Origin of the sequence: Lactobacillus xylocopicola (assembly GCF_033096005.1) — a bacterium.
Lineage (GTDB): Bacteria > Bacillota > Bacilli > Lactobacillales > Lactobacillaceae > Lactobacillus > Lactobacillus xylocopicola.
Genome location: NZ_AP026803.1, coordinates 1,038,739 through 1,060,525 on the forward strand (window position 1 = coordinate 1,038,739; position 21,787 = coordinate 1,060,525).

A 21,787-nucleotide genomic window follows, 5' to 3' on the forward strand; every position below is an offset into this window, starting at 1 on the left:
AAGTTTTCGTTAACGGTGAATACCGGAATTAATTAAATCCTACTAGTAAGGTGAAATTCACAGCTTCAGTTAAACTCTTCTCTCAGCCCGCGAAAAAGTCTCTCTGTGTAACCAAGTACTGCTACTAGTCCTACGTTGTCGTAATTACTTAATAGAATAATGCTTTTTTATTCAACATGCAAGCAGATATTTTCAAACCCACTTGTCCGCCCAATCATGAATTTGGTCAAAGACCGGCTTGAGCTCTGCACCCTTTTTGGTTAAGCCATATGAAATAATATTAGTCTCACGATCAACCGACCGTTTGACAATATCTGCTTTTTCGAGTTCTTTAAGTCGTTCGACTAGCACCCGGTCGGAGCAATCCAAAACGCAACTGGTCAACTCTTTAAAACGCATATAGTCACCGGCACAGAGCGAACTGATAATCAGGCCATTCCATTTTTTGCCAATAATTTTAAACGCATTGATAAAATGGTTGCATGATTCATAGTCAACAGCGCTACAATCGCCAATTTCCTGTTTTTTTACATCCTGAGCCATAATATCTTCCTCCCACAGTATGTCATACCTTGACCTTTATTATAGGAAAATCACTTACTAAAAACAAGTGCAAAAGCTCAGGCAAAATGATAAATCATAATACCCGCAGCTACTGCCGCATTTAATGATTCTGCCTGTCCTTTAATGGGAATATATAATTTTTCATCACAATTACGGGCAATTGCTGGTGTTACACCGCGGGCTTCATTCCCAATTACTAAGCCAAGCTGCGGGACGGGCCTAAAATCTGGTAATTCCTGGGCTGCTGTGTCTAACATACTAGCATAAACAGGGATGCCATTGCCTTTAAGGGCCGCGATTGTCTCACCCAAATCTTGAACAAGCAACTCGATGTGAAACTGACTACCTTGCATTGCACGCTGGGTTTTAGGATTATAAAGATCAACACTTAGCGGTGACAAAACGACCCCATCAAAACCTGCTGCATCTACTGTCCGAATGATGGTACCGACATTACCCGGATCAGCCAAGTCATCAAGCAAGACCCACTTGCCAAAATCAAACGGATAATGCTTAGGCTGCCCCACTTTCAACACCATAAAAATATTTTGGGGATTTTTAGTGCTAGTTAAATGGTGAACAATTGCCTCGTTAATTTGAATTACCTTTTTACTAGTTAAATCGGCTTGATAAGCAGTTTCTGCTTGACTCAGGGCTGCTGACGTTCCTAAGAGATAAACGTAAGTCCGATTGGCCTTCAAGGCCTCCTCAATTAAGTGAAAACCCTCAATTAAGTAAAGCCCCGTCTCTTCCCGATATTTTTTCTGCTTTAATTTTACTAAGTCTTTAATCAGTTTATTGTTAACTGAACTAATTTTTTCCATCAATCAAACCTCTTCTTTCTCGTTCTATTATAGTGTAATATTTATTAGGCAAAATGGTAAAATCAGGATAATGGAAGTGAAAGGAGCAATCATGAGTTTTTTTAAGCCATCACGGCCAGCGCAAAAGTCCAACGGAATTCCGGTAGAAAGCTGGCAATTGACTGTTGCTGGTATTGTCCAGGGGGTAGGCTTTCGCTGGAGCGTATTGACCTTGGCTAAACAACTGGGTTTAGCCGGCAATGTCCGCAATAACGCTGATTCAACCGTAACCATCACTTTACAGACAAGCCTGGACCGCGTCAACCAATTTTGTAGTGAGTTACCTCGAAATGTTTCACCAATGGCACGGATTTCTAGCATTAAAAAAGAAAAATTAACAAATGTCAGCAAAATACACGGTTTTCATGTATTATATTAAGTATTGACTAGCAAATGATTAATGTGGTGAATTGAATGAAAAAATATCGTAAATATCTCGGATTGGCTGTCCTCACGGTAACAGTCATGTTAGTTTTGACTGGTTGTGCGCAAAGTGGCAGTGCTGCTAATAAACCGCCTACAGATGTCTTCTATGGAACAATCTTCAGGTTCATTGGCAAACCTTTACAAAATATTATGCTTTATTTCTCAAGCGCCATTGGCGGCGCCAATGGGGCTGGCTGGGCCATTATTCTCATGACTTTTGTCGTCAGAATGGTGCTTTTGCCGCTGATGCTGAACCAGCAAAGAAAGTCAACAACTCAGCAAGAGAAGATAGCTCGTCTGCAGCCCCAGATGAAATTGATTCAGGAAACAATGAAACGCAAAGACTTGACCCAGGACCAGCAAATGACTTTGGCTGGCTGGCAACGTAGTCTCTATTCACAAAACAACCTGTCTATAACGGGGGGAATGGGGTGTCTCCCGCTGATTATTCAGTTTCCGATTATGATCGGGATATACCAAGCCGTAATGTATTCCAAGTTTTTGGCTAACTCTACCTTCTTTGGTATCTCACTGAGTGAGCGATCTATTGCCGTGACAATTGTAGCCACCATCTTTGCCTTCGTTCAAGGCTATATTTCCTTGATTGGAATTGCCCCCGAACAAAAGAAGCAAATGCAGTCCATGATGTTGCTGAACCCTGTAATGACCCTCTTTATTTCAATGTCAGTTTCGGGTTCAGTCGCTTTATACTGGGCCGCTGGTAACTTCTTCACAGTCATCCAGCAAGTAATCGTTACTTTCATTATTATGCCGAAGGTAAAGAAAGAGGTCGACGAAGAGCTAAAGCACGAACCAATTAAGGAAATTGTCTCCGCCGCCAAGATTGAGGCTCTGCTCAACCAGCAAACTAGTGCGCCGGAACCAGCCGAGCATGACCAAAAGGCACATGAAAACCTGCGCAACCGCAACAAGGGGAAACAAAAACGCCGGTAACTTAACAACTTAAATAAAAGACCTGCTTAGTGAATTACTTGGTTCACTGAACAGGTCTTTTTATCTTATTTACTTTGCGCGTTCCCCGTTGCTTCACGCTTACGCAAGCGCGCAGCCTGTGACTTAGTTAGGGCGGGGAAGACAATTACAAATTGACTACCTTGATCAACTACCGAGTCCACACTAATTTTGCCATGGTAACTCGTCACTAATTTTTGAGCAATCGACAAGCCTAGACCATTTCCGCCCTTTTCACGCGTTCTGGCTTTGTCCACCCGATAGAAGCGGTTGAAAATTTTCTTTTGTTCTTCTTTAGAAATACCTTCACCAAAGTCCTGAACAATAATTTGAACTTCTGCTTGACCCAAACCGGCGGAAATATTCAGCTCCTTGCGATCAGTGGAATACTTGATACCATTATCAATTAAAACCACCAATAGTTGTTCCAGGTGCCCCTGGTAAATTTGAATTTCTGTATCTTCTGGTAGGTCATCCATATCAAGCCTAATGACAAAGTCCTGGTGCACCATGGCCAGGTCTCCAACAACACGTTTGAGGACATCCGCAACCTTGGTAACTGCATTCGGATACTGCACATTAATCTGTTCGGCCCGGGTCAAGTCAAGCATTTCTTGAATTAAATGTTGCATCCGGTCCGCTTCTTGAAGGGAAGCCGTGATTGATTCATTCAAAATTTCGGGATCATCCTTGCCCCAACGTTCAAGCATGTTTAAATGTCCTTCAATGACTGCCACTGGTGTCCGTAACTCGTGAGAAACATCCCCCACAAACTCTTTTTGCTGGTCAATGTACCGCTGCATGCGATCAAGCATCTGATTAAACGAGACAGCCAGTTCTTGTAATTCATCGTGGCGATGAAAATCCTTAATTCTGGCCGTACTATTTGGGTCATCATTGACTTCAAGCGCCACCCGGGACATCTCCTTGAGCGGCTTAACTATTCCGCGCACAATAACAAAGGCCACCACCGCAAAGAAAACAATTGCTATTACTGAGATACGTGTCATCCAAGTTAGCAGCTCCTTCATCAAGCCGTTGTAGTATGACATTTTATTGGCGACAACAATGTAACCCGTCACTTGGCCTGTCCTGACTGACCTAACTTTTTGATAAGTTAGTAAGTATTGTTGCCTTTTCTGGTTTTTTTTCTCCATCAAGTAGTTGCCCTGAAAACTTTTGAATTTCGGAATTTCACCGCCATTATCAAAGACCACCTCTTTTTCCAAATTATAAACAACCACGTTCAAATCAGGATTAGTCAGCGAGGAAAGCAAGTCATCACTAAAGGCACTGCTACTATGCACATTTTCACTAATTGCTGGATCACCCTGCATAATTTTTCGAGCAGAAGGACTCAGTGCTGGAACAACATTGGCAATCTCAAGCTCAGTCGGGATTTGCTTTAAATTTTCATTGAGCTTAACCACCATTTCTTTTGATGTCTCCTTTTGTTGGATCATTGACTGTTGTCCCACAAAGGAGTAAATAACTACTGAGAATACAATAAAAGAGACCATAATCGTCAATGCCAACACACTTACCCAGTGCACAATCAATGACGTATGTTTGGTCTCTTTTTTGCTTTTAGTTCTTTTCATCGTCCTCATCTCTTACCATATATCCGGTACCGCGGACAGTCTTGATATATGATTGTCGACCCGGTATATCGATTTTGTTACGCAGGTAGCGCACATAAACTTCAACCACATTGGTTTCAATATTTGAACCAGGACCCCAAATTTTTGATAACAACTGATCGCGACTAACAACATTGTTCTTATTCTTGATTAAGGTCATCAGCAAGTTATATTCCCGCTTAGTCAAATCAACCGCCTTGCCGTCTCCGCGACGCACAATTCGATTAGCAGTTTCAATGGTCAGATCCTTAAACTTAACGACCTTCTTTTCAATCGTATCATCAGAGGCCTCTTTTTCAATCTTAACGCGTCGCAGAACTGCACGCAGGCGTGCCAAGAGTTCTTCAATCGCAAATGGTTTAACGATGTAATCATCAGCACCGTGATCCAAGCCAGAAACCCGGTCAATGACTGAATCTCTGGCGGTCATCATAATAATTGGCGTACTCTTAACTTGACGAACCCGACGGGCAATTTCTAATCCATTCAAATCAGGTAACATTAGATCGAGTAGAATTGCATCAAAATTCTCGTTTAAAGCTAACTCTAGGGCTCTACGTCCATTACTTTCAACAACCGTATCATACTTTTCATGCTTTAATTCCAATTCAACAAAGCGAGCTAAGTTCTTTTCGTCTTCAACAATTAAAATTTTTGCCATTTTATATCCTTTTCGTAATCAATAATTGCTAAACAACTTTAAATTCTTATTAATAAGTACAGCATACTTTAAAAGCGCTTTTAAAACAAGATTAAAGAGTTTTTGCTTTACCACAGATTTTTCATAATGTCTTGTCCTATTTATGTTTTGTCGTTAATATCCTGCTTTAACAACTCCTTAAGCTTGGCAAAAGCCGGATTAATCCGCTCTTTTCTGTCCTCAGCGTATTCTGCTTCCGAAATAACTGACCAGCCCGCACCACTTGGGTATTGCCCCTGTTCCTCCTCGGCTGCAGTGAGGATGGTAGTGGGTAGGTGCAATAGAATATTATCTTCTACTGCCGTTTGCAAGTCAATTGTATCATGGTCCACCTTGACCAGCGTAATTTCGCTCTCTTCAAGCTTTTTAGCCGGTATTTCGGCTTCAGTATAGTTTTCTCTGAAGGTAAAATCAGCTTGATAAGGGACCGGTTTTAAACTTCGGCTTGAAGGTACCACCAAATCTGCCTTAACCTGATAATTTCCGGTTACATACGGCTCCTCATAGAAAAACACGCCGGTCAATTGAATATCTTTCACCTGATAGATTAATTTCTGGCTTCGAGCCAAAAACTCAGGGCGGATTTCTACTTTGTCTGTTACTTTAATTGCTGCTGCAGCATTGTTTTTTACTTGAGAAAACTTAATTGCTAACATCCTAAACCTCCAACGGACGCCGACCAAAATTTTGATCAGTTGCTAATATCTGTTCGTATAGACGATCCACCCGCAATTGCAAGCACAAGGAGCCGCTCTTGGTATTCTTCTGATCAACCTTAGAAATAATATCAGCAGTAGTTTCCTTTCTGGTTTGTTTCAAGTATTTCCGGCCAAGTTTACTATATCCAAGTAAAAGCAACGATTCCTGATTAAAACTGGCAATCATATCTGTTTGTCTAACATTTAATAAAGTATACAAGCATAGCCTACGTAGCCTGGAATAAGTATAACGCTTTGATTTAACTCGACGCAAGAAATTTGTAAAATTCTGGGCTCGATGAATTTCTTGTTTCATTTTGTATTCCAAGCCCTCACTCATCTGATAGACTTCGTGTAGCTCCTCAAGGGAGGCCGATTCAATCCGATACTTTAAGAAAGGAAATAACAAATTCCAGTTGGGATAACTTTTTTGCTGGGATAATAACTGCACTTCTTGCGGAGGCATCCACTGCTCCAATTCATCACTTGTATGTTTATGTAAAATAATGTTACGGATTGCACTAGCACTCTGAACAATTTGCTTATTCTGCAACAAGTCATCGTGGCCTGCACCTACCCGGTTAATCGGATGAAGTGTCAGGGGGGAACCCAAGTTATGGTTAGCTACCGCATATGCAAGTGCTAAGATTGAGTTAGGTTCATTAACTTCATGGCCCACTTCACGCGCAACCATCTGGTTATACTGGGTTGAATAGGTTTGACTATAGTCACTAAAGTCCATATGACTATGCGGAATTTCAGCAATTTTACTGCCCAAATAAGCAAAATTCTGGGTGGCATCTTCAACCCCAAAGACCAGGTCACTAACCCCTAATTTGACCAACTGATCAATGCTGCCAAGGGCAAACAGGTCAGCTGGTTCAACCGAAGTCGAAAAAGGCAACTCAAAAACGAGGTCAGCGCCACTAGCAAGTGCCGCTTGGGCGCGCGACCACTTGTCCATAATTGCCATTTCGCCCCTTTGAACGTAGTTTCCCGACATTACAACAATGATTGGATCCTTACTGCCAGCTAAGTAGCGCGCTTTATTCATCAAAAATTCGTGCCCGCTATGAAAAGGATTGTACTCGGCTATAATTCCGACAACACTCATTCTTGGCTATTCTTCCTCTAATGCTAGCTTTTTGCCATCAGTCCATAGTTTTTCAACATTATAAAAATCACGGGCTTCCGCAGTAAAGACATTGACAACAACATCACCAAGATCAAGCAAAAGCCAGTTAGATTCACTATTCCCCTCAACCCGGTAGTTATAAAAGTCAGCCTTGTGCGCTTCGTCAATAATGGCATTAGCAATTGCATGCAATTGTCTATTTGAACCTGCACTGGTGACAACATAGTAATCCGCCAAAATGCTATAACCCTGCATGTCATAAGCAGTGGTATCCTCGCCGTGGCGGTCACTAATTGCTTTTAATGTGAAGGCTAAAATCTCTTTATTAGTCAATTTTTCTCCTTATTTATTTTTGATACTCCACACATTGTATGCATCTAATGTGCGGGGATAGATCTTATCTCTTTGCTTGATTAAAAAGTCAAGCGTGTGCGCCAGTTGGTAGCCCACGCCTTCGTCTAGGTCAGCATAAGTGACGGCGCTTGCCTCTTCCACACCAGGGAAGTCCCGGCCAGGTTCAATATAGTCGGCCATAAACACAATCTTGTCCAAGGTCGTCATTGTAGTGTCGCCCGTAGTGTGGCGGCTGACCGCCGTTAAAATTTCCTCATCGGTGATCTTGAGGTCACGCTTGATGAAGTAGGTGCCAACCATACCATGCCAAATGCGGCGCCCCCAGACCAGTAGGTCTGGATCAAAGCCCTGGGTCTTGATGACCTCGCGGTACTCCTCAACCGGCACCTGCTTGGCGTAGTCATGGACAAAGCCAGCCAGCGCTGCCTTGTCCTCGTCATAGTCATTCAGCTGCGCCAGTTTGCGGGACGTTTGACTGACCCGCACGCAGTGGCCAAAGCGGTCTTCAGCCATATTGCCCCTTTCTTGGGCAATCAGCTCGCTACTAGTCAGGGGTGAGTAGGTGTTTTTAAAGAATAAGTCAGTCATGATACAGCCCCTTTTTTTGAATATAATTGCAAACTGCTGCCGGTACTAGGTACCTAATTGAGCCACCACTTGCAATCGCTTGCCTAATTGCAGTTGAACTTAACTCAACTGCTGGCACATCTACCCAAATCATTGGTAATGGCGCCTGTTGAGGATAACCTGCCCGTTGCACGCCAACCAGAGTGGCCATTTGGGCTAGCTGGGTTGGCTCCTTCCATTTACCTAGTGCATTAACCTGGTCACTGCCCATAATCAAGTAATAGTGGTTGGCTGGCTGGGTTTTGCGCAAGTACCGCAAAGTATCAACGGTATATGAGACACCCCCGCGCTGCAACTCAAATAGCTTTACTTGAAAATGCGGATTATCCTGTGTTGCCAATTCCAGCATATTCGTGCGGTCTTGCACAGAAACCGTTGGGGCATCTTTCAAGGGCGGAATATTGGTGGGAATGAACCAAATTTCATCAAGATGCAACTTGATCAGCACCTGCTCGGCTACAATCAAGTGACCAATATGAATCGGGTTAAAAGTGCCGCCTAGCAGGCCGATTTGTCTTCCCTTATCTGCCACTACTGCTCTTTCTGCTGCCACTGCAACCGTGGGATTTTCTGCCAAACTTTTCGCTATCGCAATCATTTTTTCTCCTAAATCAATGCGCGTCTGATACCTAAACCAATTCTAGCAGGAGTGTAGATTTTTACTAAGCAATCTGCTGCAACCGTGACAAAGCCGATTCCACCAAATAATAGGTCACTTTTACTGCTAGTGTGAATTTCTTGCCCCTGCAAAGGTGGCAACTTATCCTCACTTGCAGGAGGCGCAAGCAGTTCACCTAGGTGTCTGGCATAAAAGTCGTCTGCCTGCACAGTTTTTGTCCGGTGGACGTAAAGTCCTCGAGCTGCATACACGGTGAAGCTCGTCGGTTCACCGTGTAAATAGTCGATCCGCCCCAACCCAGCCAAAAAGAGCGTATTGCCTGGCTTTAGCTGGTAAGTTGCGGGCTTTAGCGGTTTTTGCGGAGAAACGACCGCTAATTCCTGTGCATTTAAGCGCGTGGCCAACTGATTTTCTGTCATAATTCCCGGTGTATCTACCAGGTAGTGACCATTGTCGAGCGGAATTTCAATCTTGTCCAAAGTGGTTCCCGGAAAGCGTGACGTGGTAATTAAATTCTTCACGTCGCCCATTTGGTCAATAATTGCATTCAATAGCGTTGACTTGCCAACATTCGTCATCCCAACAAAGTAGGCGTCTTGGTTGCGAGTTCTCCGTTCCAAATAGGCGATTAAATCCGCTAGATTTTTTTTGTTTTTGCCACTAACTAAAAAAATCTTTTTGGGAAAGAGACCAACGCGGTTAGCCTCTTGTCTCATCCAGTCCTTAATCCGGCTTTGCCGTGAATTTTCTGGAAAAAGATCAAATTTATTGCCAACCAAAATGAAGTCATTATTACCAATAAATCGTTTAAGTGACGACAAGAGTGAATTGGTAAAGTCAAAGAGATCCACAACATTGACTACCAGTGCCTTTTTGGCGGCTAATGAGTTAAGTAAAGCCAAAAAGTCGTCGTTATTAGCACTGACCGGTATAATTTCATTATAATGGCGCAAGCGAAAGCAACGTTGGCAATAAACATCAATATCCTCTTCAGCGCTAGCCTGCTGCAGCCGGGCGGGCGGTAAATAACCCGCTTGGTCAGGCTGGTCTGCTTGCAAGACTGCTCCGCAACCAATGCAAATAATATCCTCATCCATTTTTTAACGTCTCCTTAAAAGTTACCGGGCGGAAAATCCCCAAAATGCCAAAAATGATTTTTTCAAAGAACCGATTAATTCGGGTATTCCATTTATCCGTCTCAACCAAAGGTTTAACTAAGACAGATTCGACGCCGGCCAAATTGCCAGCCTGAATATCAGTAATCAGTTGATCGCCGACCATCATCACTTGCTTTTTAGTTAAAGCTAATTCCTGCCGCTTGCGGCTAATCGCAAATGGTAATGGCTTACGCGCCTTAGCAACAAAGTCAATGTGGTACGGATTGAGAACCTGGCCTACTCGTTGAGCATTATTATTAGAAATAACAACCAACTTGATTCCGGCATCACCCAGCCGGCGATTCAACCGGTCCATTTCCTTAGCCGTTTCAACTTCATTCCAGGCCAAAAGCGTATTGTCCAAGTCCGAGAAGACTGCCTTAATTCCCATTTGCAAAAGCACCTCTGTCTTTAGATGGTAGATTGCATCAATCGTATAACGCGGTCTAAATAACATCCAACTTCCCTTTCGCTTACACTGCCTAGATTAATATATCAAACTAGGCCCTTTAAATGCTACTTTTAGCCATAAAAAATGACGCTTTTAGCGCCATCTTAAAGTTATTTTAAATTCTTCTTAGCTGTTGCAGCTAATTTTGCAAATGTCTCGGCATCGTTGTAAGCAATATCAGCTAGCATCTTGCGGTTAATGTCCACCCCAGCTAACTTCAAGCCGTGCATCAACTTCGAGTAAGAAAGATCGTTTTGCCTTGCTGCAGCATTGATTCTAGCAATCCATAACTTTCTGAAGTCGCTCTTGCGTCTTCTCCGGTCGCGGAATGCGTATCTGTAAGATACAAATAATTGGGTACTTGCAGCCTTAAACTGCAAATGCTTGGCGCCGCGGTAACCCTTGGCAAGCTTCATAACCTTCTTACGACGTTTACGTGTTACTGTTCCACCTTTAACTCTTGGCATTTAAAATTCCTCCTAAATCGTCTTTATTTCATGATTAACGCATTTGCGAGAGCATTTGTTTAATGCGCTTCAAGTCGCTACGTGAAACTAAAGCAGCCTTTCTCAAATGACGACGCTGCTTCTTAGTCTTACCATGGAAACGGTGACCAGTAAAAGCATGATGACGTTTCAGCTTACCAGTAGCAGTTCTTTTAAAACGCTTTGCAGAAGCGCGGTGAGTTTTCATTTTAGGCATTTTCTAATTCCTCCAAATTTAACTATTTACTTTTATCACTCTTGGGAGCGAGCATCAAGAACATTGAACGGCCTTCCATCTTGGGCTTGCTAATTACAGTAGCAATATCCGCGGTGGCTTCTGCCATTTTTTCTAGCACTTCGCGTCCTAATTCCTTGTGAGTGATAGCTCGACCCCTGAACCTAATCGAAACACGTACTTTAGCACCCTCTTTAGTCAGGAACTTTTGCGCATGCTTTAACTTCGTGTTGAAGTCATTGCCCTCGATTGTAGGACTAAGACGGATTTCTTTAACGTTAACCGTTTTGGACTTCTTCCGGGACTCTTTGACCTTTTTTTGCTGTTCAAAGCGGAACTTACCATAGTCCATAATCCGAGCAACTGGTGGCTTGGCATTGGGCGAAATCAGAACTAAATCTAAATTTGCACTGCTTGCTTGGCGCAAGGCTTCAGTCTTTGTTACAACACCAACTTGTTGACCATCTTCGTTAATTAAACGAACTTCGCGAGCACGAATTTGATCGTTTAATATCATATTCTTCGGTATAATTCTTCACCTCCATGATAATCGCGAGGACAAGAAAAGAGCGGGCATAAGTTACCCGCTCTTAATCAACAGAAAATATCGATTAGCCCAGAGGTTAACTTAACTTAGGCGAGAAGCGGGAGGCTCCTTCTTGTTCTCAACTATCATAATTATACACAGTTCACGCCGACCGGTCAATCAATTTAGTTAAAAGATCATCCCAGCTGACAGCAGCTGCTGGCTTTTACCGCTTTTTAGGAATAACTAACTTATTTACCCTGGTAGTACATTTTTCGGTAGTTAAAACCTGGAACTTTACTGAACCACTTCTTGATTAACTGATTGTACTCTCCGCTCCTCTGAATCTTGGCAAGGGCCCGATTAATGGCCTTAAGAAAGGCATCCTGATGCTTATTGACCGCAATACCATATGGCTCGTGGGTGAACGTGCCGCCGCGGACTGCTAAACCCGGATTTTGAACCGCTAAGCCGTACAGCACGCTATTATCACTAGTCAGTGCGTCCCCTTGGCCTGACTTCAAGGCTGAAACAGCCTGACCATAATCTTGCATAGTTACTACTTTGGCTTTGGGAACCAATTTTTTGATCATTTCAACTGAATTATCACCAACAATGCCAATGACAGTCTTGCGCGGGAGATCACGAATACCCCTGATTGGGGAATTACGCGCAACCAACAGAGACTGGCCGGCTTGAAAATATGGCCGCGAAAAATCAACTATTTTTGCACGGTCTGGAGTAATGGTTAACGTAGCAATAACCGCATCAACATTATGGTTCTTGAGCAAGGGAATACGCGATTGTGCAGTAGCCAGGACAAACTTAGCCTTGCCCTGCGAACCCAAAATTTCTTTCGTGACCGCTTTGGCCATATCAACATCAAAGCCCTTTTCAATATTATCCTTAGTGTCAGTCAAACTAAACAAGCGCTTATCACATTCAATCGCCCAAGTGATTGTTTTAGCTGCTTGAACGTTCTTTAATGTCGCCTGGTCTGCTTCTTTTTTTCCACAAGCAGTTAGCAAAATACTACAAAATATGATGATAGTTGGCCAAATCTTACTTTTCATGCTGCTTTCCTCGCTTAACCAAGTTATTAGTTGAATTCTATATCTACTTGGTCTTTATTACTCTCTTAGTCACCAGTCATCTAAACCTAGACTAATGGGCCGGATAAAGGCTTGAAAGAATATGTACTGTCAGTATTAACTCACTAATGTTTCCTTGAATATGCTTGAACGTCTTGAGCAATTTCTTGACTAAACTCGGTCAAACTCTTAGCCACTTCTTCCTCTGTGCCATAGCGGCGAACGTTGACTGAATTAGTCTTCATTTCCTTATCTCCCAGAACAAGCGTATATGGGATCTTTTGGGTTTGTGTCTCCCGAATCTTGTAGCCTAATTTTTCATTGCGCAGATCTGTCTCTGCCCGAAAGCCCTGCTTATTGAGTTCATCACGAACTTGTTTAGCATAATCAGAGTGAGCGTCCAAATTAACCGGAATAACTTCTACCTGAATCGGAGCCAACCAAGTTGGAAAGGCACCCTTGTAAATTTCCATCAAATAGGCAATGAACCGTTCCATTGTTCCAACAATACCGCGGTGAATCATCACCGGACGATGATCCTCGCCATCTTGTCCAACATATGATAGATCAAACTGTTCCGGCAACATAAAGTCTAACTGGATTGTTGACATTGTCTCATCTGCTCCCAGAGCAGTCTTAGTTTGAATATCGAGCTTAGGACCATAAAAGGCAGCTTCACCTTCAGCTTCAACATAATCGAGTCCCATATCATCCATAGCCTTCTTTAGCATTGACTGGCTGCGCTCCCACATCTCATCGTTGGCAAAGTACTTCTCAGTGTTCTTAGGATCACGATATGAAAGTCTAAAGTAGTAATCAGTAATATCAAAGTCTTCATAGACATCGGTAATTAACTTCAGCGTCTTGGCAAATTCCTTCTGTACTTGTTCCAAAGTAACAAAGGTGTGGCCATCGTTTAAGGTCATTTCGCGGACCCGCTGCAGCCCTGACAAGGCCCCAGACTTTTCATAGCGGTGCATCATGCCTAATTCAGCAATCCGAATCGGCAACTCACGATAGGAGCGGATGTGATGCTTGTAAATTTGAATATGGGACGGACAATTCATCGGTCGTAACTCTAACATTTCACCGTCACCCATATCCATCGGTGGAAACATGTCATCGCGGTAGTGCGCCCAGTGACCGGAAGTCTTGTAGGCATCCAGGTTCATTAGCACTGGCGTATTAACGTGTTGGTAACCAGCAGCCACTTCCTTATCAATAATGTAGCGCTCAACCACCCGGCGAATAGTTGCACCCTTAGGTAGCCAGTATGGTAAGCCTGCGCCCACTTTCGGGTCAACAAAGAAGAGGTCCAAATCGCGGCCAATCGTCCGGTGGTCGCGCTCCTTAATTTCAGCTCGGCGCTTGAGATCTTCATCCAAGTCTGCCTTTTTGAAAAAGGCAGTACCGGTAATGCGCTGCAGCATTGGATTAGACGACTGCCCTTGCCAGTATGCACCAGCCACCGACAGCAACTTAAATTGTTTGATTTTACCAGTATTAGGCAATAGGGCTTTAAAGCCAAAATCAACAAAGTCGCCTAACCGATATGCTTGCACTTCATCGGCTTCCTGGTCTAACAAGTCCAGCTTAAAAGGATCATCTTTGAAAAGTTCTGCTAGCTCTGCTTTTGGCATTAGTACGGCTTCAATCCGGTCGCCAGCCTTAATCGCTTTTTGAACCGCCTTTTCCAGTTCAGGTAACTCGCTAATCTTGATCTGATTTTTCTTATCAGTATCAACAAAAAAGCCCTCTTCATCTGCTGCATGTTCTCCCAAACGCATTTGCGGATATGCTTGCTTGGCCACCGCTTCTAACACGAATGCGACAGTTGCCCGCAAGACTGCAAGCCCGGCCTCATCTCGATCAGTAATAATTGCCACCTGGGCAGCATGCGTAATCTCAAAGTCAACTGGCCGCAATTTGCCGTCAACGGTGCCGGCAAGTGCCGCCTTACCTAAAGAAGTTGAAATGCTACGTGCTACTTCACCGATGGTGACTGCCTGGTCATAGTTCTTTTGGGCGCCATCTGGCAAAATAATTGAAAAACCCATAATTACCTCCAAAATAATCAAAAAAGCGTCCCAGTGCAATCTGCACTGGGACGCTATTAACGTGGTTCCACCCATAATTAGGTTAAACATGTAACCTATCTCATTACGAATTGATAGCGGAATTCACCCTTTTAATAACCATTACTAGTGAAATGAGTGGGGTGCGGACTCTTTTGAAAAACTTCCAGAAGCTGTCTCTCTCTCTGAGTTGAGCCGCATCATGTTCATTCATTGAATATCATTATACATAAAGAAATTACGAATGCAAATTATTTTTTAGGTTATTTTAATTTACCTTCGCCGGTTCTGACCCGAAACTGTCACTTCAGTTGCCAGTGTTCGCACCCGCTCTAACAGCCGCGCCGCCTTGACCGGATCAAGGGCATTCTTAGTTTCCTTGAAGTGTTCTTCCAAGTCGTCCATTGCCATATTTGCTGAAAAAAAGGTCGGAAGAACATTGTCCATGCGGCTCTGCAAAATAACTGCGAGTACCTCATCCCGAGACCACTGGCTAAGCGTTTCGGCACCAATATCATCTAAAATCAACACATCACAGTTAGAAATACGCTGAAGCTCATCTGGCAAAGAATTATCACCAAAGTGACTGGACAGCGTGGCGATAAAGGTTGGGACATGCAAGAACACCACCTTTTTGTTCCAAGCCGCCAGCTGGTTAGCTAGGCCAGCCAGCATGTAGGTTTTGCCGATGCCAAAATTACCATAAAGGTACAGACCCTTTTGGTGAACATTTTCCTGGTATTTGGCTAAAAATTGTCGAATTTCTGCTAATGCGTCCGTCCGCCCTTTTGTCACTTCCAGTTCGCTCAGGCTAACTTCATGTAAAGACTGCGGTAAGTTAATCAAGCTGACATTTTTCCTGGCCTTGAGCTCGGAATCATGAGCAATCTTACTAGCTTTCGGAGCATATTGTAAATCGATTGCATTACTATTCAAAATCAGCTGGGGCTGGTAGTCCCTGGTCACCGGATCCTGCTTATGCTGCTGCATGCAAAATTCATAGAGGTTGGACAAACTTTTTTCAATCATATCTGGGGTAATCTGGTCCGCATGGGCTTTAAGAAACGCTCGCACTTTAGGCTCTGCCAGAACCTGTTCCCGGATCGCTGCCGGATTTTCTTTTTGGGCTAAACTCGCAATATTTTTATCCATAAAGTCACCAATCGATTGCATCATATTCACCTAACTTAACCCGGTTTCGTCTTCAAGATTTTTGAAAAAGTTTTTCAAATCATCCGCCGAAACATCTGTCCTTTCCTTTGCCTGATGCTTGCTCCAATCAGTTCCTTTTTCAACCCGCTTCTGGGGCGCATAAAGACGCTGGTATTGTCCCTTATTCTGCTCTCTTTGGGCCAGATATTCAAGGGCTTGACGACCATCTTTGACCCCGTGCTGCAGCCAGTCATGCAAAATCTTATTGGCTAATCGATAAGAAATATTGGAACCACTCTTCAGGCAAGCATAAGTTAAGATGTTGAGCAGCTCCGCCGGAATACCCTTTTCATTATATAAACTATCAATTACCTTATACTCACTAGCATCTACATAGTCATTTTTAGCTGTTTTTAGTTTATACAAAAATTGGGCCGGCGACTTGGTCTGGGCCAACTGCAGAACCTTTTGTGCTTGCGGTTCTAAGCCAGCGCCACTGCTGGCGCGGTTAGCAGTTGTCGGCGTTGCTGCCTTCATTTGTTGGCGCGTGCGATCCGCATGTACGCTGGCTGCTATGGTCTGCTTCACCAAAGTCATATTAAGCTGGTAATCGCCGTGCAAACAAGGCAGCGCCTCATCTACGAATTCCTGCTCCGACAAGCCATAGGTCCGCATTACGCCGCGAATTGCTTCACGGTTGCGATCAATTTCAGGGCCAGCAATTTGATAAATTTCAAACTGCTGCTTCATAAAGTCCCAATCAATGTGGTCATCTTCATTAATTCTAGCTCTAGCATCCTTTTGAGGCTGGTTTTCGCGCGCGGCTTGCTTAACTTCAAGCGAAGGGTCAATTGCTTCTGCTGCCGGTAAGCGAAAAACTTCCATAAACGAGGCCGAAATGTCTTGGGCATTCTGCATACCGTTAACCTGATTTTCATTGCGCTTACTTTCACGAGCAAAGTCGCGACTCAATTTTTGAAAGGCAGTAACGCCCACCTTTTCCTTAAGTAGGCTGGCTAACAACGCGGTCGCAAAAAATTCACTGCTACTTGGCACGCTGGTCAGCTGAAAAAGTAAAACTTCACCCATAATTTCATTATTGGCCAGACGGGTCTGCACTAGCCCCACCGCTTCCAGCTTATGAAGGGCTGCAAAAAGACTCTTACCGTCACAGTCTAGTTGTTCAAACAATTGATAGATGGCCTGGGAGTCCGACAAAATTGCATCAGAACGGTAATCCTCGTTTAAACTTAGGTAAAGAGCTAGTGCCTGGGAGCCCACCAATGGTTGATAAAGCTTGACCAAGGTACGCAATTCTGGCGCGGACACCTCTACCCGGTTAGTAATGAAGAAGGGCTGCTTGGGATTAGGGGTCTTAGACACAGTTAATCCCCCTTCTCGCGCTTAGCCATCATATCTTCCATGGTCTTCATGAAGCTCGACATATCTTTGAACTCACGGTAGATCGAGGCAAAACGAATATAAGCAACATCATCAATATTAGCTAGTTCATCCATCACTAATTGCCCAATCTTCTTGGACGAGATTTCGCTAATGCCTTGTTGCCTTACCTTATTTTCAACGTGGTCAACGAGTTGCTCGAATTGGACGCTAGTAATTGGACGCTTTTGCCCTGCTGCCATCACACCATGGAGAATTTTTTTTCGGCTAAACGGTTCACGTGTTCCGTCATTTTTAATGACCAATAAGGGAGTCGTTTCAACCCGTTCAAAAGTGGTGAAGCGAAAACCACAATTTTCACATTCACGCCGCCGTCTGATTGCCCGATTTTCATCACTGGGACGCGAATCAATTACGCGTGAGGCATTTTGCCGACAATTAGGACATTCCATTTTAGTCCTCCTTCTTTAGTTCACCTAGCAATTTTTTTAGCTTGCTCTCTAATTCTTCTATTGTACCAGTATTAGCAATGACATAGTCAGCCAACTTAGCTTTTTGGGCTAGCGACATTTGACTGTGAATTCTCTCTAGGGCTGCTTGGCGGCTTAGCCGATCCCGCGCCATCAACCGTTCCAACTGCAATTGTGCGGGTAAAGCGATTAGCAAGGTGCGGTCACAGTATTTTTGGCCGCCAGACTCAAACAATAGCGGAGCATCAAAAACCACCAGCGGGACTTTAGCTTGCCTATTTTGCGTAATTTTAGTCTGAATTTCCCGAAAAATCAACGGGTGGGTAATATTATTCAAAACTTCCCGTTGCGCTGGTTTAGCAAACACCAACTGTCCTAGTTTAGCCCGGTTAATACTTTGGTCAGAGTTGACAATTGCTGGGCCAAATTGCTCTACTACCGCAGCATAACCGGCAGCTCCAACATTTAAAAGATCGTGCGCAATTTGGTCGCTATCAATCAGGGGAACCTGGTTTTGGCTAAAAAAACGGTCAGCAGTGCTTTTACCGCTCGCAATCCCGCCCGTTAGGCCCAAGACCAACGTCATTTGTACAACACCTGGCAGTGCGGGCAGTAGGTCGTCCCGCGTCCCGTAACTTTGATCTTCTCGAGGGGGGTACCACAGCGCTGACATGGTTCACCCTGGTGACCATAAACGCGCAGCATTTTCTGAAAACCACCGGTCTGTCCGTTGGCATCAAGATAAGTGTGGACGGTCGTCCCACGTTCCGCAATGGCAAGTGCAATCAGCGCGTTAATGTTGTCATGAAGTTGACCAAGCTTGTACTTAGAAATTTGGTTGGCCATACTCAAGGGATGAATTTTGCTTTCCCATAGGACCTCGTCGACATATATATTGCCTAGCCCCGCCACGACGGATTGGTCCAGCAGGGCATTTTTAATGCTCTTATTTTTGCCGGCCATGCCCTTGACCAGGGCAGCTTTGGTAAAGCCACTTGAATTGGGTTCCACACCTAGTTTACTAATCCCGGTTACGATTTTTTCCGTTCCCGTCTTCACCAACTGCATCCGCCCGAATTTACGCACATCATTATAGCGTAAGCCTGTTCCATCGGTAAAAACAAACTGAACATGATCGTGCTTCCCCTTCGGATCAGAAGCCCTTACTAAGCGATACTTTCCTTCCATGCGCAAGTGCGACACAATTGTTAACTGTCCACTAAGACGAAGCAGTAAGTACTTGGCATAGCGGTCAATCGTCACGATTTTTTTACCGGCAAGCTGACTAGTAAATTCCAGTGGGTCACTGGCAATAATCTTGGGATACCACAGCTTAACTTCTTTGATGGTTTTTCCTTTAATTAACGGCAACAAGGTGCGCCGAACCGTTTCAACCTCCGGCATTTCTGGCATTAGTTATTACTCCTTACTTTGCATCGAACCAATTATGACCATAACCTGAATCCGCTACTAGTGGAACATCGAGCTGCACCGCTGCCTGCATCACTTGCGGTACAATTTCCTTAATTGTAGCCAGCTCTTCTTTAGGTACATCAAAAATCAATTCATCATGCACCTGCACCACCATTTTGCTCTTCAGCTGCAGGTCGTCCAACTTCTTTTGCATGTTGATCATCGCAATTTTGATAATATCAGCAGCTGATCCCTGGATTGGCGAATTAATTGCTGTTCGTTCTGCAAATGAACGCACATTAAAATTCTTGGCATGGATATCTGGCAAGTACCGGCGCCGGTGCATAATTGTTTCGGCATAGCCCTTTTCTCGCGCTACTTGAACCGCCTTATCCATGTATTCCTTGATTTGCGGATATTGGGCGAAATAATTATCAATAAACTCTTTGGCTTGCTGCCGACTGATATTAAGATTTTTGGACAAGCCGTAATCCGAAATGCCATAGACAATCCCAAAGTTAACTGCCTTAGCACGTCGCCGCATCAATGGCGTAACCTCGTCCGGTGACTTTAAGCCGAAAATCTTCATGGCCGTATGAGCATGAATATCATAGCCGGTTCTAAAGGCCTCTTGCATCTGCTCATCCCCTGAAACCTGGGCCAAAACCCGCAATTCAATCTGAGAATAGTCGCAGGAAAAGATATAGCCATCAGCCTGACTTGGTACAAAGGCCTTTCTAATTTGCTTACCCTCTTCAGTTCTGGTTGGAATGTTCTGCAAGTTAGGATCAACTGACGATAAGCGGCCAGTTGCAGTCAAAGTTTGCAGGTAGCGGGTATGCACCCGTCCATCTGGTTGAATGACGTCTAAGAGGCCATTGACATAAGTTGACTGAATCTTAGCGATTTGCCGGTAAGTCAAGATTTGGGCAATAATCGGGCTTTGGTCCTGCAGTTGGTGCAAAACGTCAACTGAAGTCGAGTAACCTGTCTTAGTTTTTTTAATCGGGGGGAGGCCCATTTTTTCAAACAGGATGTGTCCTAGTTGTTTAGGGGAATTGAGGTTGAACTCTTCGCCAGCCTCCTGATAAATTTTACGCTTTAACTCTTTAAGCTCCACCGCAAATTCATTTTGCAACTCGCTTAAAGTTGCCGCCTCAACCTTAATACCGCTGATTTCCATAGTTGCTAATACTCGCGCAACGGGAATTTCGATACTGGCATATAAGTCATCTTGCTCGTGTTCTTTAAGTTGATCTAGCAAGGTCGGTTTTAATTCTGCTAGTGCTTTAACCTTACCGGCCAAGTGGTTGAACAAGACCTGGTCATCTTCTGGAATTTTGACACTCTTGCCCTTACCATAGACCGCGTAATCGCTTTTGACCGAATTTTCACCGTACATCCGGCAAACTTCACCCAGGTCATCAGAATTATTTTCATTATTAATTAAGTACGAAGCCAGGAGCATGTCATAATCAATCCCGCCAGCTTCAATTCCTAGCCGGTGTAACCCAACTACCGTCCGTTTCAAGTCGAAGACGTTCTTTTTAAGCTGATCATCTTCCAATAGCCGCTTTAATCCAGTTGTCTTTAACAGATTTACATCCCGGCTAACAAAGATTCCAGCTTGCGTTTTGATGGCAAAGCCAACAAAGTCGGCCAAGTGGTAATTAGCACCCAGTAGGCCAAGGTAAAAACTAATTGGCTGTTTTTCAGCTGGCTTAATTGCAGCAAGATTATTTTCGGTTAATTCGGTATAATCAACTTTCACTGTTTTCGTCTTTGCCTGGGTTGCGCCTGCATTATCACCTGCCGGATCCAATTCACCAAGAAACTTTTGAAAGTTCATCTTTTCATAAAAACGACGCAACTTCTGGTAGTCTGGCTTGCGCTTCTTAAGCTCCTTAAGACCAATTGTAACCGGTGTAGCCCGCTCAATTGTGGCCAGCTTTTGGGCCAAAAAAGCCTGATCGCGATCATTGCGCAAGTTCTCCTTCAGCTTGGATTCTTTCATTTCATCAATATGGTCATAGAGATTTTCAAGCGACCCATACTTCTGGATTAGCTGTGAGGCCGTCTTGGGGCCAACTTTAGTTACGCCCGGATAGTTATCCGAGTTATCACCCATGAGTGCTTTCATGTCAATAAACTGGGTAGGGGTAACCCCATTAACTTCTTTCATATGCTCAGGCGTATAGTTTTCTAAGTTCATCACACCCGACTTAGTTACCATAACTGTCGTCTTGCTCGTGGCAAGCTGGGTCAGGTCCTTATCGCCGGTCACAACTGTGACCTTAAAGTCTTTTTCTTCACCTAATCTGGCAAAAGTGCCAATAATATCGTCAGCCTCATAGTTTTCCAGTTCATAGGTTGAAATACCGAGATCATGGAGTAATTCTTGAATATACGGTAACTGCTCAAGCAATTCTGGCGGGGTCTTCTGGCGGCCGCCCTTATATTCGCCGTACATGGCCGTTCTAAAGGTTGTCTTACCAGCATCAAAAGCCACCAAAATATGGTTGGGTTTAACCTCAGCGAGCAACACGTCAAGCATATTTTTAAAAGTATAAATAGCATTAGTATGCAAGCCTTCGGAATTTTTAAAATTCTCAAGTTGGCGATACAACGCATAAAAAGCCCGAAAGGCAATGGAATTACCATCGATTAAAAGTAATTTTTGATCAGCCATTAAATCTCCTCATCCATCAAAGCAGTTGATTAACTCAACTACCA

At 43.9% G+C, this 21,787-nt stretch carries 24 protein-coding genes and 2 other annotated features (1 of these 26 cut by a window edge); of the genes, 2 read left to right on the forward strand and 22 right to left on the reverse strand.

Features of this window, described 5'->3' with window-relative positions:
- Nucleotides 1-148 (reverse strand) — a binding site (T-box leader) (it extends 58 nt beyond the left edge of the window).
- A 44-nt stretch (nt 149-192) separates the two neighbouring features.
- Both R8389_RS05160 and R8389_RS05165 read right to left on the reverse strand, forming a co-directional pair.
- Nucleotides 193-543 (reverse strand): winged helix-turn-helix transcriptional regulator, encoded by a 351-nt coding sequence (locus R8389_RS05160; RefSeq protein ID WP_317636977.1) that lies wholly within the window; start codon nt 541-543, stop codon nt 193-195.
- A gap of 77 nt (nt 544-620) precedes the next feature.
- A complete protein-coding gene (locus R8389_RS05165; protein WP_317636978.1) occupies nt 621-1,388 on the reverse strand; it encodes a TrmH family RNA methyltransferase in 768 nt (255 codons plus the stop codon).
- Nucleotides 1,389-1,479: 91 nt separating this feature from the next.
- On the opposite strand from R8389_RS05165, the gene R8389_RS05170 reads away from it, so the two are divergent.
- Together R8389_RS05170 and yidC are read left to right on the forward strand one after the other, a co-directional pair.
- Nucleotides 1,480-1,806 (forward strand): acylphosphatase, encoded by a 327-nt coding sequence (locus R8389_RS05170; protein WP_317636979.1) that lies wholly within the window; start codon nt 1,480-1,482, stop codon nt 1,804-1,806.
- Nucleotides 1,807-1,841: 35 nt separating this feature from the next.
- Entirely contained in the window at nt 1,842-2,807 is a 966-nt protein-coding gene (yidC, locus tag R8389_RS05175) for a membrane protein insertase YidC (RefSeq protein ID WP_317636980.1), read from the forward strand.
- A 65-nt stretch (nt 2,808-2,872) separates the two neighbouring features.
- On the opposite strand, the gene R8389_RS05180 is transcribed toward yidC, so the two are convergent.
- The 20 genes from R8389_RS05180 to polA all read right to left on the reverse strand — a co-directional run bounded on the left by R8389_RS05180 (nt 2,873) and on the right by polA (nt 21,743).
- Nucleotides 2,873-4,435, reverse strand: a complete 1,563-nt coding sequence (locus R8389_RS05180) for a HAMP domain-containing sensor histidine kinase (protein WP_317636981.1) — start codon at nt 4,433-4,435, stop codon at nt 2,873-2,875.
- The gene (locus R8389_RS05185) at nt 4,413-5,126 is read right to left on the reverse strand and encodes a response regulator transcription factor (RefSeq protein WP_317636982.1); all 714 of its coding nucleotides are present in this window, start codon (nt 5,124-5,126) and stop codon (nt 4,413-4,415) included. Before R8389_RS05185 ends, R8389_RS05180 begins: the two co-directional genes overlap by 23 nt.
- Nucleotides 5,127-5,266: 140 nt before the next feature.
- On the reverse strand, nt 5,267-5,821 hold the full coding sequence (locus R8389_RS05190) for a DUF177 domain-containing protein (protein ID WP_317636983.1): 555 nt from the start codon (nt 5,819-5,821) through the stop codon (nt 5,267-5,269).
- Nucleotide 5,822: 1 nt separating this feature from the next.
- Nucleotides 5,823-6,977, reverse strand: a complete 1,155-nt coding sequence (locus tag R8389_RS05195; RefSeq protein ID WP_317636984.1) for a nucleotidyltransferase — start codon at nt 6,975-6,977, stop codon at nt 5,823-5,825.
- Nucleotides 6,978-6,983: 6 nt separating this feature from the next.
- Nucleotides 6,984-7,331, reverse strand: coding sequence for a ribosome silencing factor (gene rsfS, locus R8389_RS05200; protein WP_317636985.1), 348 nt, complete (start codon nt 7,329-7,331; stop codon nt 6,984-6,986).
- A 9-nt stretch (nt 7,332-7,340) separates the two neighbouring features.
- Nucleotides 7,341-7,940, reverse strand: a complete 600-nt coding sequence (gene yqeK, locus R8389_RS05205; protein WP_317636986.1) for a bis(5'-nucleosyl)-tetraphosphatase (symmetrical) YqeK — start codon at nt 7,938-7,940, stop codon at nt 7,341-7,343.
- On the reverse strand, nt 7,933-8,577 hold the full coding sequence (locus tag R8389_RS05210) for a nicotinate-nucleotide adenylyltransferase (protein WP_425604620.1): 645 nt from the start codon (nt 8,575-8,577) through the stop codon (nt 7,933-7,935). The genes yqeK and R8389_RS05210 overlap by 8 nt, the downstream gene beginning before the upstream one ends.
- 8 nt (nt 8,578-8,585) lie before the next feature.
- A complete protein-coding gene (gene yqeH / locus R8389_RS05215) occupies nt 8,586-9,695 on the reverse strand; it encodes a ribosome biogenesis GTPase YqeH (protein ID WP_317636987.1) in 1,110 nt (369 codons plus the stop codon).
- A complete protein-coding gene (locus R8389_RS05220) occupies nt 9,688-10,212 on the reverse strand; it encodes a YqeG family HAD IIIA-type phosphatase (protein WP_317636988.1) in 525 nt (174 codons plus the stop codon). The genes yqeH and R8389_RS05220 overlap by 8 nt, the downstream gene beginning before the upstream one ends.
- Nucleotides 10,213-10,316: 104 nt before the next feature.
- On the reverse strand, nt 10,317-10,673 hold the full coding sequence (rplT, locus tag R8389_RS05225; protein WP_317636989.1) for a 50S ribosomal protein L20: 357 nt from the start codon (nt 10,671-10,673) through the stop codon (nt 10,317-10,319).
- Between the two features lie 34 nt (nt 10,674-10,707).
- Entirely contained in the window at nt 10,708-10,908 is a 201-nt protein-coding gene (gene rpmI, locus R8389_RS05230; RefSeq protein WP_317636990.1) for a 50S ribosomal protein L35, read from the reverse strand.
- Between the two features lie 22 nt (nt 10,909-10,930).
- Nucleotides 10,931-11,443, reverse strand: coding sequence for a translation initiation factor IF-3 (gene infC, locus R8389_RS05235; protein ID WP_317636991.1), 513 nt, complete (start codon nt 11,441-11,443; stop codon nt 10,931-10,933).
- 38 nt (nt 11,444-11,481) lie between these two features.
- Nucleotides 11,482-11,593, reverse strand: a sequence feature (ribosomal protein L20 leader region).
- A 110-nt stretch (nt 11,594-11,703) separates the two neighbouring features.
- Nucleotides 11,704-12,525 (reverse strand): transporter substrate-binding domain-containing protein, encoded by an 822-nt coding sequence (locus R8389_RS05240; protein WP_317636992.1) that lies wholly within the window; start codon nt 12,523-12,525, stop codon nt 11,704-11,706.
- A gap of 143 nt (nt 12,526-12,668) precedes the next feature.
- Nucleotides 12,669-14,600 (reverse strand): threonine--tRNA ligase, encoded by a 1,932-nt coding sequence (thrS, locus tag R8389_RS05245; protein WP_317636993.1) that lies wholly within the window; start codon nt 14,598-14,600, stop codon nt 12,669-12,671.
- 291 nt (nt 14,601-14,891) lie between these two features.
- Nucleotides 14,892-15,791, reverse strand: coding sequence for a primosomal protein DnaI (dnaI, locus tag R8389_RS05250; protein ID WP_317636994.1), 900 nt, complete (start codon nt 15,789-15,791; stop codon nt 14,892-14,894).
- 9 nt (nt 15,792-15,800) lie between these two features.
- Complete coding sequence (locus R8389_RS05255; RefSeq protein WP_317636995.1) at nt 15,801-17,153, reverse strand: DnaD domain protein; 1,353 nt, start codon at nt 17,151-17,153, stop codon at nt 15,801-15,803.
- 2 nt (nt 17,154-17,155) lie between these two features.
- Nucleotides 17,156-17,623 carry a transcriptional regulator NrdR gene (nrdR, locus tag R8389_RS05260; RefSeq protein WP_317636996.1) on the reverse strand — a complete coding sequence of 156 codons (468 nt, stop codon included), beginning with the start codon at nt 17,621-17,623 and terminating at the stop codon, nt 17,156-17,158.
- Nucleotide 17,624: 1 nt separating this feature from the next.
- Nucleotides 17,625-18,227 carry a dephospho-CoA kinase gene (gene coaE, locus R8389_RS05265; protein WP_317636997.1) on the reverse strand — a complete coding sequence of 201 codons (603 nt, stop codon included), beginning with the start codon at nt 18,225-18,227 and terminating at the stop codon, nt 17,625-17,627.
- On the reverse strand, nt 18,224-19,054 hold the full coding sequence (mutM, locus tag R8389_RS05270) for a bifunctional DNA-formamidopyrimidine glycosylase/DNA-(apurinic or apyrimidinic site) lyase (protein WP_317636998.1): 831 nt from the start codon (nt 19,052-19,054) through the stop codon (nt 18,224-18,226). Before mutM ends, coaE begins: the two co-directional genes overlap by 4 nt.
- Before the next feature lie 13 nt (nt 19,055-19,067).
- Nucleotides 19,068-21,743 carry a DNA polymerase I gene (polA, locus tag R8389_RS05275; RefSeq protein WP_317636999.1) on the reverse strand — a complete coding sequence of 892 codons (2,676 nt, stop codon included), beginning with the start codon at nt 21,741-21,743 and terminating at the stop codon, nt 19,068-19,070.
- Nucleotides 21,744-21,787 lie beyond the last annotated feature (44 nt).